At 73.1% G+C, this 17,072-nt stretch carries 11 protein-coding genes; 4 read left to right on the top strand and 7 right to left on the bottom strand.

The window, feature by feature from the left end:
* Positions 1 to 15: 15 nt before the first annotated feature.
* The 3 genes from AC07DI_RS15520 to AC07DI_RS15510 all read right to left on the bottom strand — a co-directional run bounded on the left by AC07DI_RS15520 (position 16) and on the right by AC07DI_RS15510 (position 3,537).
* Positions 16 to 1,257, bottom strand: coding sequence for an SAV2148 family HEPN domain-containing protein (locus tag AC07DI_RS15520; protein ID WP_478904832.1), 1,242 nt, complete (start codon positions 1,255 to 1,257; stop codon positions 16 to 18).
* 101 nt (positions 1,258 to 1,358) lie between these two features.
* The gene (locus tag AC07DI_RS15515; RefSeq protein ID WP_384248531.1) at positions 1,359 to 2,681 is read right to left on the bottom strand and encodes a copper amine oxidase; all 1,323 of its coding nucleotides are present in this window, start codon (positions 2,679 to 2,681) and stop codon (positions 1,359 to 1,361) included.
* A 64-nt stretch (positions 2,682 to 2,745) separates the two neighbouring features.
* A complete protein-coding gene (locus AC07DI_RS15510; protein WP_478904831.1) occupies positions 2,746 to 3,537 on the bottom strand; it encodes a Tat pathway signal sequence domain protein in 792 nt (263 codons plus the stop codon).
* Between the two features lie 158 nt (positions 3,538 to 3,695).
* Between AC07DI_RS15510 and glgX the strand changes: the two genes are divergently transcribed.
* The gene (gene glgX / locus AC07DI_RS15505; RefSeq protein ID WP_478904830.1) at positions 3,696 to 5,804 is read left to right on the top strand and encodes a glycogen debranching protein GlgX; all 2,109 of its coding nucleotides are present in this window, start codon (positions 3,696 to 3,698) and stop codon (positions 5,802 to 5,804) included.
* On the opposite strand, the gene AC07DI_RS15500 is transcribed toward glgX, so the two are convergent.
* The gene (locus tag AC07DI_RS15500; RefSeq protein WP_478904829.1) at positions 5,779 to 7,137 is read right to left on the bottom strand and encodes an MFS transporter; all 1,359 of its coding nucleotides are present in this window, start codon (positions 7,135 to 7,137) and stop codon (positions 5,779 to 5,781) included. The two genes, glgX and AC07DI_RS15500, sit on opposite strands and share 26 nt — an antisense overlap.
* A gap of 90 nt (positions 7,138 to 7,227) precedes the next feature.
* On the opposite strand from AC07DI_RS15500, the gene treY reads away from it, so the two are divergent.
* Positions 7,228 to 9,696, top strand: a complete 2,469-nt coding sequence (gene treY / locus AC07DI_RS15495) for a malto-oligosyltrehalose synthase (protein WP_478905090.1) — start codon at positions 7,228 to 7,230, stop codon at positions 9,694 to 9,696.
* A gap of 895 nt (positions 9,697 to 10,591) precedes the next feature.
* Complete coding sequence (locus AC07DI_RS15490; protein ID WP_478905089.1) at positions 10,592 to 11,845, top strand: M14 family zinc carboxypeptidase; 1,254 nt, start codon at positions 10,592 to 10,594, stop codon at positions 11,843 to 11,845.
* Between the two features lie 14 nt (positions 11,846 to 11,859).
* Here the strand turns inward: AC07DI_RS15490 and AC07DI_RS15485 are convergent, their stop codons facing one another.
* On the bottom strand, positions 11,860 to 12,411 hold the full coding sequence (locus AC07DI_RS15485; RefSeq protein ID WP_478904828.1) for an FHA domain-containing protein: 552 nt from the start codon (positions 12,409 to 12,411) through the stop codon (positions 11,860 to 11,862).
* Between the two features lie 144 nt (positions 12,412 to 12,555).
* Between AC07DI_RS15485 and treZ the strand changes: the two genes are divergently transcribed.
* Positions 12,556 to 14,301, top strand: coding sequence for a malto-oligosyltrehalose trehalohydrolase (gene treZ, locus AC07DI_RS15480; protein ID WP_478904827.1), 1,746 nt, complete (start codon positions 12,556 to 12,558; stop codon positions 14,299 to 14,301).
* Positions 14,302 to 14,765: 464 nt separating this feature from the next.
* Here treZ and AC07DI_RS15475 read toward each other — a convergent pair whose 3' ends face one another.
* Positions 14,766 to 15,902, bottom strand: coding sequence for a M24 family metallopeptidase (locus tag AC07DI_RS15475; RefSeq protein WP_478904826.1), 1,137 nt, complete (start codon positions 15,900 to 15,902; stop codon positions 14,766 to 14,768).
* Positions 15,903 to 16,020: 118 nt separating this feature from the next.
* On the bottom strand, positions 16,021 to 16,824 hold the full coding sequence (locus AC07DI_RS15470; RefSeq protein WP_478904825.1) for a PDZ domain-containing protein: 804 nt from the start codon (positions 16,822 to 16,824) through the stop codon (positions 16,021 to 16,023).
* Positions 16,825 to 17,072: the final 248 nt, after the last annotated feature.

Below are 17,072 nucleotides of genomic sequence, written 5' to 3'. Positions count from 1 at the left end.
GCCCCGGCGGGGAGGTCACGACACCGGCCGCGAGTCCGCCCAGGCCAGCTCGAACTCCTCGCGATACGTCACGAAAAGACCGCCCTCGCCCGGATCGCCCGACTTCACCACCCGGCTGCCGCCGCGCAGCACGAGCACCGGCGCCTCCATGCCCCGGGTCCCGCGCAGATAGGACTGGATGACGGCGATACCGTCCGCGCCGTCCCCGTCGACCAGGTACGCGGTGAAGCGCGGGGTCTCGTCGAAGACCTGGATCTCGAAGGCGCCCGGGTCACGAAGGCGCGCCCTGACCCGGCGCATGTGCAGGATGTTCGTCTCGACGGCGCGGCTCAACTCGCCCTTCCTCAGGCCCAGTTCCCGCTCCCGGCGCTTGACCGCGCTGCTCGCCGGGTTGATGAAGAGCAGGCGCGCCCGGCAGCCGGACTCCGCGAGCCGCACCAGGCGCCGCCCCGAGAAGTTCTGCACCAGGAGGTTGAGGCCTATGCCGATCGCGTCGAGGCGGCGGGCGCCGCCGAAGATGTCCTCGGCGGGGAACTGCCGCAGGAGCCGCACCCGGTCCGGGTGCACGCCGACCACGTCCGCGTACCGGTCGCCGACCAGGTCCTCGACGGCGTCGACGGGAAGGCGCCGCGCGGAAGGCGTGTCGGTGCCCGCGCCGAGTATGTCGAGGAGTCTGGCCGAGGCCCGTTCGGCCTGGGCGAGGACCGCCTCGGAGAGGGCGCGGTTGCGGGAGACGACGTTCCGGGTGACCTCCAGCTCGTCCAGGGCCAGCTCGACGTCGCGCCGGTCGTCCAGGTAGGGCTCGAAGCACGGCCAGTGCTGCACCATCAGCTCCCGCAGCTGCGGGAGCGTGAGGAAGCTGAGGACGTTGTCGTCGGCCGGGTCGAGCAGATAGCCCTTGCGGCGGCTCACCTCGCGTACGGCGACGGCCCGCTGGACCCACTCCTGACCTGCGGGCCCCGCGGCGGCCACCACCCAGTCGTCGGCGTGGACCGGCTCGTAGACCGGACGCAGAACAGCGGCCACGACCGCGCGCAGCCGCTGCTCCACCAGATTCAGCCAGATGTAGGCCCGCCCGGCACGCTGTGCGCGCGTACGGACCTCGCGCCAGGCGTCGGCATCCCAGTCCAGTTCGGGTCCGATCTGAGATCCCATCTCCATCGGCCGTGCCAGAGACACCGCTCCGGGAGGTACGTCCGCGGAGCCCCCCTCGTGACCCTCGTCACCAGGGGTCAGCTCCCGACCACCCGAGCTCACCCGCGCACCGCCTTCCGCCCCCGAACACTCCCCCGGTCAACGATCAAGGAAGGGTACTCCGGGAGCGGCGGGCGGTGCAGCCCGATGGGCGGGGTGGATTCTCAACCGCCCATCGGCGGCTGGCCGTTCTGGTTCGCGAGATCCTGCGGAGTGAGCGGGCTCATAGCGGTGACGTCGCGCGCGGCCAGCGAGAAGCCCTGCCAGTGGACCGGCATCGGCTGCTGGTCCTCGTCGCGCGCGATGTGGTGGAAGCCGATGTGCACCCAGGTGACGGGGTGGTCCAGGGTCTGGCCGTTCACCCACTTGTCGACGCTGGTCGGCACGCCGTTGCCACAGCTCGGATTGTCGCTCGCGTACTGCTCGCACGCCTTGTACTGGGTGAAGTACACGTCGTGCTTGGTGAAGGGCCGCCCTGCGTGCTTGTTGCTGGGTCCCGGCACGATCTCGTACGAGCGCGGGTGGCCGTCCTTGTTCTTGCCGGTGTTGCTGACCACGCGCCACCAGCGCATGTCCTTGCGGTCACCGGCGAGCTCCTTGGTGACCTTGGTGCGGGTGGTCTTCGTGGTGGGGCTGCCGTCGCCGGTGGGCGGGGTGACCGTGGAGTCGTACTGCTCGACCCTGGACTTCGGAGAGCCGTCCAGGCCGAAGTTGAGCCGCCAGAAGACGTTGTGGGCGTGGCTCTCGGCCTTGGCCTGGTCGCCCTTGCCTATCGGCCAGCCGCGGTCGTCGCCGCCGTCGTAGTCGTACGGCGAGAGGCTGCCGGTCGCGCCGACGTTGGACGTGATGGTGCCGTCCGAGGAGAACCGCCACTCGGTGATGTACTCGTACCAGGAGGCCTTGTTCACCGTGTAGACGAGCAGGTCCTTGGCCTGGGCGGTGTAGACCTTGCCGGTGCCGCCGGTGGACTGGTCGTCGTTGAGGCGGTAGGCGTGCCCACGCGCGCGCGTGGTGGTGCACAGGCCCTTCACGTCGCCCCGGTGCGGCACCTTGACGGTCTTGATGGTGCCGCCGGGACACTCGCCGGCCTTGAGGTTCTGCAGGGCCTGGCCGAAGTCGGTCCCCGTGACGTCGTTGTACTCGGCCTTGCCGTCGTCGTAGGGGACGTGCACCTGGGCGAGCCGGGCACTGGTCAGGACGGGTATGGGCTTCGGCTCGCCCTTCGGCTGGTAGCTGATCTTGTCGAGTATCAGGCCGGAGAGCGTGTTGTAGTGCCAGCACATGCGCCAGGTCGTGCCGCCGTCGACGGTCTGCTCGATCTTGTAGGCGTCACTGCAGTCGGCCGCCGCGGCGGGCGCGGCGGACGGCGCCTGGGGCGCGGCCGATGCGGGTGATGAGGCGACGGTCATGGCGCCGCCGAGGAGCGCGGGGACCGCGAGGGCCATGGTGACCCGTTTGCGGGCGCGCGAAGCTCTGTTGACGTGCATTGCGGAGTGGACTCCCTCGTGCGAGGAGAAGGTGGCGTGTGGTGTCGTGCGTGGGCGGCGCGTCTCAGCCGAGCCGGTCCACGGTGCGGGTGCTCAGGTCGACGACGAGGGACCGGGTGTCGATCCACGGGCCGCTCTTGACCTTGGTGATGACCTGCAGACACCGGTGCTTGCCGCACTCGGCGAGGTCGGACGGCACATGCTTCACGGTCTCCTTGCGGAAGACCATGCCGCTCAGCTCCAGCTGCCCGGGGCCGGTCAGCGCCTTGCCCGTGGCGTGCTGGAAGTCCTTCTTCAGGCCGTTGCCGAGCTGGTCGGCGATCAGCAGCTTCGCGCCCTCGGTGAGCTCTTCCCGGCTGGGCGGCGGCTGTACGTTCTGAGTGGTGGTCGTCCCCGTCACCTTGCCGGTCTTCACATCGACCGTCTTGGTGATGACGGCGTCCTTCTTGTAGTCGTAGTAGACGACTTCGGCGCGGCGCGGTGGTGCGGCCCCGCTGTCGCCGGGCTCCGGCTCGCTGAGGTTCGTGGACAGCAGCTGCGGGCCACGGTCCCCCTCGACGTCGCGGGCGCTGGTGCGCAGTTGGCCCGATTCCGAGGCCTTCTCGACGCGTGCCATCTCGTCGTCGGTCAGCGGGTCGCTGCCTATGCCCGCCGAGCCCTCCTCGGGCGCGGCCTCCACGACGCCGTCCTTCGCGATGGCGTCCTGGTCCGCCGCTGCCGCGTTGGCCTGGCGGTCCCCCGAGCCGCCCGCCCCCGATCCCGGCAGAGCGACGCCCACCAGCACAGCGGTGGCGGCCGCCGCTACCGCCGCGCCCGCCACCACCTTCCCGAGATGGCGTCTGACTGTTTCTCGCACTTACTCCCCCTACTCCCCTGGCACCCCTCTGGTGGGCATGCCGAGTATGTGGTCGGTCGGTTAGACGGGCTCAACTGCGGGGTGGTTGCCCCACTTTCGGGCAGACTCTGGCCAAAGTGGCCCCGACTCGAGGGGGCGTGAGTGGAAGAGTCGTATACATGCAGGTCTGGCCTGGGCAGGCGTATCCCTTAGGTGCCACGTATGACGGAGCCGGTACGAATTTCGCGGTCTTCTCCGAGACCGCAGAGCGTGTGGAGCTGTGTCTGCTGCACGACGACGGCGCGGAGACAGCCATCGAGCTGCGCGAGTCCGACGCGTTTGTGCGGCACGCGTATCTGCCCGGCATCATGCCGGGACAGCGGTACGGCTTCCGGGTGCACGGCCCCTACGCACCGGAGCAGGGGCACCGCTGCAACTCCGCGAAGCTGCTGCTCGATCCGTACGCGCGCGCGGTCAGCGGGCGCATCGACTGGGGCGAGGAGGTGTACGGCTACCACTTCGACCGGCCCGACGCGCGCAACGACCTGGACTCGGCGCCGCAGATGATGACCTCGGTGGTGGTCAATCCGTACTTCGACTGGGGCGACGACCGCCCGCCGCGCACGCCGTACCACGAGACGGTGATCTACGAGGCCCATGTGAAGGGCCTGACGATGCTGCACCCGGACCTTCCGGACGAACTGCGCGGCTCTTACGCGGCGCTCGGGCACCCGGCGATCATCGAGCACCTCACCGGACTCGGCGTGACGGCGCTGGAGCTGATGCCGGTCCACCAGTTCGTGAACGACCACCGCCTGGTGGACATGGGCCTGAACAACTACTGGGGCTACAACACCATCGGCTTCTTCGCCCCGCACAACGCGTACGCCTCGTGGGGCGACCGTGGCGAGCAGGTCCTGGAGTTCAAGCAGGCCGTGAAGGCGCTGCACGAGGCGGACATCGAGGTGATCCTCGACGTCGTCTACAACCACACGGCCGAGGGCAACCACCTGGGCCCCACGCTCTCCTTCAAGGGCCTCGACAACTCCTCGTACTACCGCCTCATGGACGATCCCCGCTACTACATGGACACCACGGGGACCGGCAACTCCCTGCTGATGCGCTCGCCGCACGTCCTTCAGATGATCATGGATTCGCTGCGGCACTGGGTCACGGACATGCATGTGGACGGGTTCCGCTTCGATCTCGCGGCGACGCTCGCGCGCCAGTTCCACGAGGTGGACCGGCTCTCGTCGTTCTTCGACCTCGTGCAGCAGGACCCGGTGGTCAGCCAGGTGAAGCTGATCGCCGAGCCCTGGGACGTCGGCGAGGGCGGCTACCAGGTGGGCAACTTCCCGCCGCTGTGGACCGAGTGGAACGGCATGTACCGCGACACGGTGCGCGATCTGTGGCGGGGCGAGCCGCGCACCCTCGCGGAGTTCGCGTCCCGGCTCACCGGCTCGTCCGACCTCTACCAGGACGACGGCCGGCGCCCGCTCGCGTCGATCAACTTCACCACCTGCCACGACGGGTTCACGCTGCACGACCTCGTCGCGTACAACGACAAGCACAACGAGGCCAACGGCGAGAACAACCAGGACGGCGAGAGCCACAACCGCTCCTGGAACTGCGGCGCGGAGGGCGAGACGGAGGACGAGGGCGTCCTCGCCCTGCGCGCGCGCCAGATGCGGAACTTCATCGCCACCCTGATGCTGTCCCAGGGCGTGCCGATGCTCAGCCACGGCGACGAGTTCGCGCGCACCCAGGGCGGCAACAACAACGCGTACTGCCAGGACAACGAACTGGCGTGGGTGCGCTGGCCGGACGGCGAGAACTCCCTGCTCGCCTTCACCCGGACGATGGCGATGCTGCGGCGCGACCACCCGGTCTTCCGCAGGCGCCGGTTCTTCCACGGCCGCCCGGTCCAGGGCACGCGCGACGAGCTGTCCGACATCGCCTGGTTCACGCCCGAGGGCGCGGAGATGGAGCAGAGCGACTGGGACGCCTCGCAGACGCGGGCGCTGAGCGTGTTCATGAACGGCAACGCCATTTCCGAGCCGGGGCCGCGCGGTGAGCGGATCGCGGACGACTCGTTCCTGCTGATGTTCAACGCGGCGCCGGAACCGACGGAGTTCGTGGTGCCGGTCAACCACGGCAGGCAGTGGCAGATGGTGATCGACACGGCCCTGGAGGACGGGGTGCCGTCGGACGGCGGACCGAAGGTGCGGGCAGGCGACCGGCTCACGCTTGCGGACCGGAGCCTCATGGTGCTGCAGCGTCCGGCGTGACGGCGGCGCGGGGCGGCTGAGCGGAGGCGTCGGCGGGGGGCCGTCGGTGGTGGGGCGGTTCGTGGCGGGCGGTGTCGGCGGGGGGCTGTCCGTGGTGGGGCGGTTCGTGGCGGGCGATCAGGGCCACCGCGAACGCCGCCGCCGCGGCCGCGCTGCCGAGGGCGAACGCCGCCCCCGCGCCGTGCGACTCCGCGAGGCGCCCCGCCACCGCAAGCGTCACCGCCTGCCCGCCGACGAAGGCGCTCGCCGCGAAGGTCATGCCCTCGGCGAGCCGCTGCGGCGGCACGGCGCGCTCGGTCAGCGCGAAGCCCGTGATGAGGTTCGGGGCGTAGACCGCGCCGAAGAGGGTGACCACTGCGTAGAGGCCCAACAGGCTGTCGGTCCACACCAGGGGCAGCGAAAGGAGCGTCGCGGCGGCCGTTGCCACGCGCCAGCGCGCCGGCAGCCCGAACCGCTCGGGCACCGCGGCCATGGAGACCCCCACCACGGCGCTCATGACCCCCATCGCCGCGTACACGAGCCCGGCCTGCCCCGGCTGCCCCAACTCCTTCGTGAGCTCGGTGATGCCCGCCCCGCAGGCGCCGAGCAGCACTCCCAGGAAGAGCAGCCCGACCCGCACCACGTACACCGGGCGTGGCAGTCGCGGACGCGCGCCACGCGCGCGTGTGCGCGTGTGTCCCCCGGTGTCCGCGGTGTCCGCTGTGCCCGTGGTGTCCGCCCCGGTGGTCCGGCCCGTAGGGTGCAGCGCGAAGGCCGTGCCGCATCCGGCGACAAGGAGCGCGGCCGCCCCGAACGCGTACTCCGGATGGCCCGCCACGGAGGCGAGCCCCACCAAAGCGGGGCCGAGCACGAAGGACAGCTCGTCCATGGTGCTCTCCAGGGACAGCACGGTGCCCACGAGCCGGTCGTCGCCGCCCGCCGCCCGGATCAGCGGGACCACCCTCGCGCGGGCCAGCGGGCCGATGCCCGGGATCGTGGCGCCCGTAAGGACGCCCAGGGCGACGAGGGCGGGCGTCGGCAGCCCCGCGACGGCGCCCAGGGTGTAGGCCGTGATCGCGACGGCGTTGAGGAGCGAGAAGGCGAGCACCACGGGGCGCTGGCCGCGCCGGTCCGCGAGGCGTCCGACGTACGGCCCCAGGGCCACCTGGCCCAGCGCGAGCGCGCAGGCGACGATTCCGCCGGTGGCCAGCGACCCGCTGGTCTCGGCCACCAGGAGCACGCTGCCGAACTGGATCATGGCCACGGGCAGCCTGCCGAGGAACGAGACGACGGGGAGCAGGACCCCGGTCGTCCGGAGCACGGTGCGGTACGCGTCCCGCGTGTTCTGAGCCATCGTCCGAAGCTAACGACGCGGTGGCGTGGGCACGCATGAGTCAATGACACGAAAGCCGCCGAGGGGGGTACGTACGTTCACATGACGCGCATGACGCCGGAGCGCCCCGGACCCGCGGTCCCGCCGCCCACCGCCACCTACCGGCTGCAGCTGCAGCCGGACTTCCCCTTCGCCGCCGCCGAGGAGGCCGTCCCCCATCTGGCCTCACTGGGCGTCTCTCACCTGCATCTGTCGCCGGTGCTCGAGGCCGTCCCCGGGTCGACCCACGGCTACGACGTCGTGGACCACGCGCGCGTGCGCGATGAACTGGGCGGCGAGGAGGGGCTGCGGGCCTTGTCGCGCGCCGCCCGCGCGGCCGGGCTCGGTCTGGTCGTGGACATCGTGCCGAACCACATGGCGGCGGCGCCGCGCCACAACCACGCGCTGTGGGAGGTGCTGCGCGAGGGCCCCGGGTCGCCGTACACGGGCTGGTTCGACATCGACTGGGAGGCGGGCGGCGGGCGTGTCCTGCTGCCCTTCCTCGGGGGCAGGCTCGGCGACGAGCTCGGGCAGCTCCGGGTCGACGGCGATGTCCTTCGCTACCACGAACACGCGTTCCCCCTCCGGGAGGGCACCGCGCGGCTGCCGCTTCCCGAGCTCCTGGACGCGCAGTGGTACCGCCTGGCCTGGTGGCGCCTTGCCCGCACGGAGCTCAACTACCGGCGCTTCTTCACCATCTCCGATCTCATCGGCGTGCGCGTCGAGGACCCGGACGTCTTCGACGCGACCCACCGGAAGATTCTGCAGCTGCTCCGCGAGGGCGTCGTCGAGGGCCTGCGGATCGACCACCCCGACGGCCTCGCGGACCCGGGCGCGTACCTCCAGAAGCTGCACGAGGCGACCGGCGGCCGCTGGACGGTGGTGGAGAAGATCCTCGCCGACGGCGAACACCTCCCCGCCGCCTGGCCCGTGGCCGGCACCACCGGCTACGACGCGCTGCGCCACATCGACGGCGTCTTCACCGACCCGGCGGGCGCCGGTGAGCTGCTCGGCCAGTACCGGCGCTTCGCGGCGCCGCCCGTGGACCGGGGCGGCGACTGGGACGCCACGGTACGCCGCGCCGCGTACAAGGTCGTCACGCACGAACTGGCCGCCGAGGTCGACCGCCTCACCCGGGTGGCGGCCGGGATCTGCGCGGCGGAGCCCTCCTTGCGCGATCACGCGCCGTGGGCGCTGCGCACCGCGCTCAGGGAGCTGCTCGTGCGGCTCCCCGTCTACCGGCCCTACGTCCGCGGGGGCGACGCCCCGGAGACGGTCCTCACCGAGGGCGCGGCCGACGAGGCCAGGGCCGCCTTCGGCGTGCCCGAGGAGGCCGCCGCGGTCGACGTCGTACGGGACCTGGCGCTGGGGCGGGCGCGCACGGAGCGGGACCCGAAGGTGCGGGCGGCGGTGGCGGAGTTCCGCGCGCGGTTCGCGCAGACGTCGTCCGCGCTGCGCGCCAAGGCCGTCGAGGACACCGCGTTCTACCGGCACGCGCCGCTCCTTTCCTCGGCGGAGGTGGGCGGCGCGCCCGAGCGTCCCGCGGTGCCCATGGAGGAGTTCCACGCGTACTGCGCGCGCGTGCAGCGCGACTGGCCCTACTCGGGCACGGTCCTGACGACCCATGACACCAAGCGCAGCGCCGATGTGCGGGCGGGCATCTCCGTCCTGTCCCAGTGCCCCGAGCGGTGGGCGGACCTCGTCGCCGAGCTGACCGAGCAGACCGCGCGCGTGGGCGGCGCCTGCGCGCCCGATCCGCAGCTGGCCTGGGCCGCCTGGCAGACGGCGGTCGGCTTCGGCATCCCCTACGACACGCGGTTGCGGGACGCGCTCCTGAAGCACGTGCGCGAGGCGGGCCTGCACACCAGCTGGACCGAGCCCGACGCGGCGTACGAGAAGGCGGTGGCGGCGTTCGTGGAGGCGGGCCCCTGCGGGCCGCCGCTGCACACGGTGGCGTCCTTCGCGCAGGAGCTGGCCGACCATGTACGGGCGACCGTCCTCGGGGCAGCGCTCCTGCACCTGACGATGCCCGGAGTGCCCGACGTCTACCAGGGCACGGAGAGCGAGTACCGCGCCCTGGTCGACCCGGACAACCGGCGGCCCGCGCACTTCCAGCCGCACGTCCTTGAGCGGCTCGACGCCGAGCCGGAGCGCGTGGACCTCGCGGAGGAGAAGCTCGCGCTCACCGCGGCCGCGCTGCGGCTGCGGCGCGGGCGGCCGGAGCTGTTCGGGGGCGCGGCGACGTACGAGCCGCTGGCCGCCGAGGGGCCGGGCGCGGCGCACTGCGTGTCGTTCGCCCGTTCCGGCGAGGTCGTGGCGGCGGTGACGCGCCTCTCCCTGCGCCTGGCCGACGCGGGCGGCTGGCGGGATACGCGTCTGGCACTCCCGGCGGGCCGGTGGACGGATCTGCTCGCCCCGGGGCGGGAGTTCGAGGGACACGCGCGCGTGGCGGAGCTTTTCGCGGCGTCGCCGGTGGCGCTCCTTGAGCGGGTCGCCGAGGGCGGACGGGTCGAGTCCGGGAGGCGTGGGGAATCGGCCTGACCGCCTGACCGGCCCGGGATTCAGCGCAGGGCGCGCGGACCGTTCTCGGCGGGGCGGGGCGAGGCAGGGCCAGACGGGGCGAGGCCGGGCGGGGCGGGGCGGGGCCGGGGCGGGGCGAAGCGGGACGAGGCGAGACCGGCCGGGGCCGGGGCGGGGTGAGGACGGGGCGGGGCGACGCCGGGCCGGGCGAGGCGGGGTGAGGCGGGGCCGGGGCGGGGTGACGCCGGGCGAGGTCGGGGCCGGGCGAGGCCGGGGCCGGGCGAGGCGAGACCGGGCGAGGCCGGGGCGGGATTTGAGGACGGGGCGGGGCGACGCCGGGGCGGGCGAGGCGGGGTGAGGCCGGGTGAGGCGGGGTCGGGGCCGGGGCGGGGTGACGCCGGGCGAGGCCGGGGCCGGGCGAGGCGAGACCGGCCGGGGCCGGGGCGGGATTTGAGGACGGGGCGGGGTGAGGACGGGGCGGGGTGACGCCGGGGCGGGCGAGGCGGGGTGAGGCCGGGTGAGGCGGGGCCGAGCAGGGCGGGGCGTGTGCGGCGCCCCGGGAGCCGTGGCCGGGCCGGGTCCGCCGCCTGTGCGGGCCGTGCGCCCAGGGCGGGCGCAGGCGCCGCGGTGGGCTCCGGAAGGGGCACGGACGGCGGCTCGGCGGCCGACTTCCGGGGTGGTTCCGGGGGCGGGCGAGGCGCTGGTGCGGCGCCCCGCGGGCTCCGACCTGGGCGTCGGCGCGGCGAATGGTCGCGCGGGGCGGTCCGGGACCGCTGCCGGACGGTGCCCGGCGCGAGCCTCACAGGCGGTACGGGTGGGGCCGCGCGGGGCGCCGCCCCCCGTGCGTGTTCTTGACACGTCCCAAGGGGCGTGGCGTACTGCGATTGCCTCAGTGGTGGACCGGACGGGGGGCCAACTGGCGGTGCAGCACTATCCCAGCGTTCCTGAAATCATCCTGGCCGCACGCCGGTTGACAGCCCATCGTCCCGAACTGAGCGCCCTGCGCGAAGTGGGTGCCTCGCGCGCGGGGCGGCCGTTGCACCTGCTGTCGGTGGGGCGCTGCGCCCGAGCGGTCCTCGTCGTCGCGGGGGCGCACGCCAACGAACCGGCGGGCGGCTCGACGCTCCTGCACCTCGCCGAGCTGACCCTGCGCGATCCGCGGCTGCGCGCCGACACGTCCTGGCACTTCCTGCTCTGCGCGGACCCGGACGGCGCGAGCCTGCACCGCACGCCCGCCCCGCGCTCGCTCCTGGACTATCACCGGCACTTCTTCCGCCCCGCGGGCCCCGAGCAGCCCGAGTGGTCGCCCTCCGTGCTGCCGCCCGACCGGCTGCCGCCCGAGACCCGCGCGCTGACCGCCGTCATCGACGAACTGCGGCCCTACTTGCAGGTCTCGTTGCACGGCACCGATCTGGGCGGCAGCTGGGTGCAGCTGACGAAGGACATCCCCGGCCTCGCCGAGCCGTTCGCCAAGTCGGCGGCGGAACTGCGCATACCGGTGGAGACCGGGGCGTCCGACGCGGCGGGCTGGCACGTCTCCGGGCCGGGCGTCCACGTACTGCCCGACATCGGCGCGGCGGCCGCGTACCCGAGCCTGCCCGAGGACGCCCGCCTCACCACCTGGCACCGCACCCACCGGTACGGCGGGCGTACCGCGATCGTCGAGGTGCCGATGTGGGCGAGCGATCTGGTGGACGACCCGGCGGCGCACCCGGCGCCGGTGCGGGCGATGCGGGCGCTCGCGCGGCGGCTGCGGCGGGACGCGCGGCTCGTCGAGGAGGTCCTCGGCGAGGCCCTGCCGCGGCTGCCGGGCGCCGACGGGCCGCTGCTGCGGGCGGCGCGCTGGGCGCTCGCCCTGGTGCCGGGCCTCGCCGACGACTGGTGGCGGCTGCCGCCCGCGGGCACGTCCATGGCGTACATCGGGAGCGTCGACGCCTTCGGCAGGCGCCTGCCGCTGCGGGCGGCCGCGATGCTGCTGCGGGTCCTCGACGAGGCGGGCGACCGGGCGGCGCCGCGCCTGGAACGCCTGGTGACGCAGTGGAGCGAGGCGTTCGCCGAGCGGTTCAGGGCCCGGTGGGTGCCTCTGGAGCACCAGGTGAAGCACCAGTCACGTACGACGGTCGCCGCCGCCCGGTACGCGCGCGTGGAGGCCGACCACGACCGCGGGTGACCGTGGCGGCGCGGTCAGCCCGTGGCGAGGCGGAAGGCCATCCGGCCGAAGCTGACCAGGTCGCCGTCCTGGACGAGGGCGGCGCCGGTCACCCTGCGGCCGTTGACGGACGTGCCGTTGGTCGAGCCGAGGTCGCGCAGCACCCACTTGCCGCCCTGGCGGCGCAGTTCGGCGTGGACCCGGGAGACCGTGTCGTGGCTGAGCCGCAGGCCGTTGGCGGGGTCGCGGCCGATGCGCAGCGGGTAGGGGCTGTCGGGCGACGGCAGCAGCAGCTTCGGCAGCCGCTCGGCCTGCCAGGCCCTGCGCAGCTTCATCGTGAACCCGGAGACCGCGCCGACGCCGCCGAGCACCAGGCGCGTCCAGCGCCCCTCGGTCCGCAGGTCGGCGGTGAGCGCGGCCAGCTCGTCGGGCCTGCGGGCGGCCAGTACGAGCTCCATGCGGCGCAGGAACGTGTCGTGCGAGAGCCTGCCGACGGCCGCGCCCTCCTTGAGTGCGTCCAGCGCCCGGTCGCGCTCGGCGTCCGTCACCCGCGCGGGGTACGTGGAGAACTCAAAGGAGGAGGTCACCCGGAGATTGTCGGCCAATTGCGCCCCGGGTGTCCAGAAGGGCAGGAACGCGGCACGATCGATCACTTCTCCCTCCGCACGGCCGGTTTCTGACGCACCATGGGACGCACGGTGTGACGGACAGCGGACGAAGGGGAACCGTCGGTGAAGTTCGAAGTGTGGGCGCCGGAGGCCGAGCGGGTCGTACTGGAGTGTGCGGGGGCCTCGCGCGCGCTGGAGCGGGACGCGGACCGCGCGGGGTGGTGGTCGGGCGAGGCGCCGGCCGAGGACGGCACGCGTTACGGCTTCGCGGTGGACGGGGGCCCGGTCCTGCCCGACCCGCGCTCACGGCGCCAGCCGGACGGGCCCGACGGGCTCAGTGCGGTCGTCGACCACGGCCGGTACGGGTGGCGCACGCCGTGGGCGGGACGCGACGTGCGGGACGCCGTCCTGTACGAGCTGCACGTGGGTACGTACACGCGCGAGGGCACCCTTGACGCGGCGGCGGACCGGCTCGGGCACCTCGCGGAGCTCGGTGTCACGCATGTGGAGCTGATGCCGCTGTGCCCTTTCCCGGGGAAGTACGGCTGGGGGTACGAGGGGGTCTCGCTCTGGGCGGTGCACGAGCCGTACGGCGGACCCGAGGCGCTGAAACGATTCGTCGACGCGGCGCACGCGCACGGGCTCGGCGTCGTCCTCGACGTCGTCCACAACCACCTCGGCCCGTCCGGCAACCACCTGCCCGCCTTCGGCCCCTACTTCACCGAGACGCACCAGACGCCCTGGGGCGCTGCGGTCAACCTGGACGCGCCCGGCTCCGACGAGGTGCGCGCCTACCTCGTCGGCAGCGCCCTCGCCTGGCTCGACGACTACCGCATCGACGGTCTGCGGCTTGACGCGGTGCACGCGCTGCGGGACACGCGCGCGCTGCACTTCCTGGAGGAACTCTCCACTGCCGTCGACTCCCTGGCCGGCGAGCTCGGCAGGCCGCTGGCGCTGATCGCCGAGTCCGACCTCAACGACCCGCGGACCGTCACCCCGCGCGCGAGCGGTGGCCTCGGCCTGCACGCGCAGTGGAACGACGACTTCCACCACGCGCTGCACACCGCGCTCACCGGTGAGGCGCAGGGGTACTACGAGGACTTCGCGAGGGCCCCGCTCGCCGCCCTCGCCAAGACGATGACCCGCGGGTTCCTCCACGACGGGACGTACTCGACGTTCCGCGGCCGCGCCCACGGCCGCCCCGTGGACCGGGCACGGACGCCCGCGTACCGCTTCCTCGGCTACACGCAGACCCACGACCAGGTCGGCAACCGCGCGCAGGGCGACCGGCTCTCCGCCTCGCTCTCCCCGGGACGGCTCGCCTGCGCGGCCACTCTCATGCTCACCGGCCCCTTCACGCCGATGCTGTTCATGGGTGAGGAGTGGGCCGCCTCGACGCCCTGGCAGTTCTTCACCGACCACACCGACCCCGAACTCGCGGATGCCGTGCGCCGGGGCAGGCGGCGGGAGTTCGCGGCACACGGCTGGGCCGAGGAGGACATCCCCGACCCGCAGGACCACGGCACGCGGGAGCGTTCCTGCCTCGACTGGTCCGAACCCGCGGAGGGCCACCACGCGCGCGTGCTCGCCTGGTACCGCGAGCTGATCACCCTGCGGCGCACCCGCGGCGACCTGACCGACCCCGACCTGGCGGCGGTGCGGGTCGCCTACGACGAGGAGGCCCGCTGGTTCGCGTACCGGCGCGGAGACCTGCGGATCGCGGTGAACCTCGGCAAGGAGCCCGCCGTCGTACCGCTGGACGGGCGCCACGCGCGCGTGCTCGCCGCCTGGGAGCCGATTGCCGCACCCGGCGTGGACGGCGTGGTACGGCTGCCCGCCGAATCGTGCGTGATCCTGGCCACCGCATAGGGCACGCACGTCCCACACCCGTTACTGGGGCAATACCGAGGGCGGAGGGTATCCAAGCGCGCCGTGGAGCTCTGCGCCGTGGAGCTTCGCGCCGTACACCGTTCTGCCGCGAAACGACTCCCGCTCAGTAGGTAGACCTGGTGGGACCGACGTCATGCCGGTTGAGGCATCGGCGGTGATCGCCGCGGCGACTGCCTCGCTGCGCAGTCGACGTTCGGTACGTGTTCTCGGTCGGCGAGCTGTCGGCGTACACGGCTCAACCCTCAGTCCGCCATGGACATCTCGGAGGCGATTTGCCTTGGCGTGGCCCCGGCGCGAAGTGCTTCTGCCCGGGCCAGAGCGGCCACCGTCGAAAACCGCAGAGGTAAGGACGAGCGCTCAAGGCGGTCCCGGATGGTTTCCGGGGTCAGCAGTGTCGGGCGCCCGTCCTGGACATCGTCACCTGGCCCCCGCCCCGTCGCCGCCTAGTCGACGATCGCCATCTCGCGGGCGGTGGTGTTCAGCCGTCGGCCGCCCTCCTCGGTGACCGTGACGATGTCCTCGATGCGCACTCCGAAGCGGCCGGGCAGATAGATGCCCGGCTCCACGGAGAAGCACATGCCCGGCACGAGCGGCTGCTCCTCGCCCTCGATCATGTAGGGCGGTTCATGGGTGGTGACGCCGATGCCGTGCCCGGTGCGGTGGATGAAGCGCTCGCCGTAGCCGAACTCGGTGATCACGGCGCGGGCCGCACGGTCGATGTCCTGGCAGGCGGCGCCGGGCCGTACCGCCGCGCAGCCCGCCGCCTGCGCCTCGCGCACCACGTCGTGGACACGCTGCTCCTCGGCGGTCGGCTCGCCGACGTGGACGGTGCGGGAGGTGTCCGAGCCGTAGCCGTGCAGCAGGCCGCCGAAGTCGAGGACGACCATGTCGCCGTGGCCGATGACGCGGTCGCCCGCCTCATGGTGCGGGTTGGCGCCGTTGGGGCCCGAACCGACGACGGTGAAGTCGACCTGGGAGTGCCCGAACTGCCGCAGCAGATCCGCGAGATCGGCGGCGACGTCCGTTTCCCTGCGGCCCGCGAACCGGACCTTCTTGATCTCCTCGTACGTCGCGTCGGCCGCCGCGCCCGCCGCCGCGAGGCGCTCCAGCTCGGCCGCGTCCTTGACGGCACGGAGCATCGGAAGCCCCTCGGTGAGGGACACGTACGAGGTGTCGGGCAACGCGTTCTGGAAGCCGAGCAGATGCATCGCCCAGCCGTTGTCGCTCACTCCGAAGCGGCCGGACACGTCCAGGAGCGGGGCGGTGACGGCGTACGGGTCCTTGCCGTCGGTCCAGTCCCGCAGGGTCAGCGCGGGCGCACCGGCGGCGCGCGCGGCGTCCGGCGCCTCCAGGGTGGGCACGACGAGTACGGGGTCCTGTCCCGCCGCGAGCACCAGGACGGTCAGGCGCTCGGTCGTCGCGGTCGGCTGGTAGCCGGTGAGCCACACGAGGTCGGGGCCCGGAGCCACGAGGAGGCCGGCGAGGCCCGCCTCGGCGGCCGTGGCGGCGGCACGCTCCATACGGGCCTTGTAGTCGTCGGCGGTGAAGGGGGCGGGCGCGGGCGCGGGCGCGGTGCTCATGAAGACCTCCTGTTGGGTACGCCTGCATCTTGCCTCCCGCCATGGACGTTCGCGAGCGTGTTGCCGGGGTGCTGGTGGACGGGCGTGGGAGGGCTGAGAGTCAGGGGTGGGTGGTCGTTCAGGTCACGACTCCCGGCCTGACCGGCAGGAGCTGGCGTCCGCCGCCCTCATGGCGCACCGTCAGGGCCACCGCCCTGCCGGGTCGCGCCGCGCCGATCACGGAGGCGAGCCGGGCCGCCGACCCGATGCGCGTCCCACCGAAGGCGAGCAGGGTGTCGCCGCGCACCAGCCCCGCGGTGTGGCCGGGCCCGGGAACGTGCACGCCGACCAGGAGCGCCCCCGCTCCTCCGGGGGCGTCGACGGCCTCGATGCCGAGCGTGGCGGTGGTAGCGGTGGTGGCGGTCGTGGCCGTCCTGCTGCGCGGCGCGGGTGGGTGCGGGCCCGGTTCGGCGGATGTGGGTGGCTTCGCGGTCGGGGCGGGAGCGCCGGGCTTCTGGGGTGAGGCGCCGGGCTGCGGGACGGGAGCGCCGGGCCGCGGAGCGGGGGCAGCCAGGTCTCGGACGGCGGCACCCGAGTCTTGCGCGGAGGCACCCGCGCCCCGCGCCGCCTTCTGCGTCTCGGCGAGCTTGCTCATGCCGATGACCGTGGCGCTCACCGTGCCGAGTCCGACGCCGCAGAGCACCAGGACCACCGCGCACAGCAGCCCGAACAGCAGGGTCGTCAGACGTCGCCCGCGGCGCCGGGCGGCATGCGGTCGACGGCTCTTCTCGGGCCGCTTTCCCGTATCGGGCCGCCATTTCACAGAACGCCTTCCGGGGTCCGGGACCGGGTTCTGGCCGTGGTCCGGGACCGGGTTCTGGCCGGGGTGCTGGCCGGGCTGCCTGCCCGGCATCGGCTTGGGACGCAACGTGGTCTGATCCATGGCTCGCCTCCGGCCACAGCTCTACCCGGAGTCACCCGGCGGCGACGCCTCACGAACGGGTGACGTCCAGCTGTGCGGCCAGGGCCACCGAGTACCCGCGCAGCACGCCCGCGTGGAGCAGCTCCGTGCGGTGGACGCACGCGGGCGTCCCTGCTAGAGATCGTCTTCAAAGGGTCAGATCCAGAGCAGGAGTGAGGCGATGGTGACGGTGGCCTGGTAGGACTCACGGGTCTTGTCGTAGCGGGTGG

Source organism: Streptomyces sp. NPDC044106 (assembly GCF_056433985.1).
The sequence above is the reverse complement of the archived record's forward strand: the minus strand, read 5'-3'. Positions and strand labels throughout refer to the sequence as shown.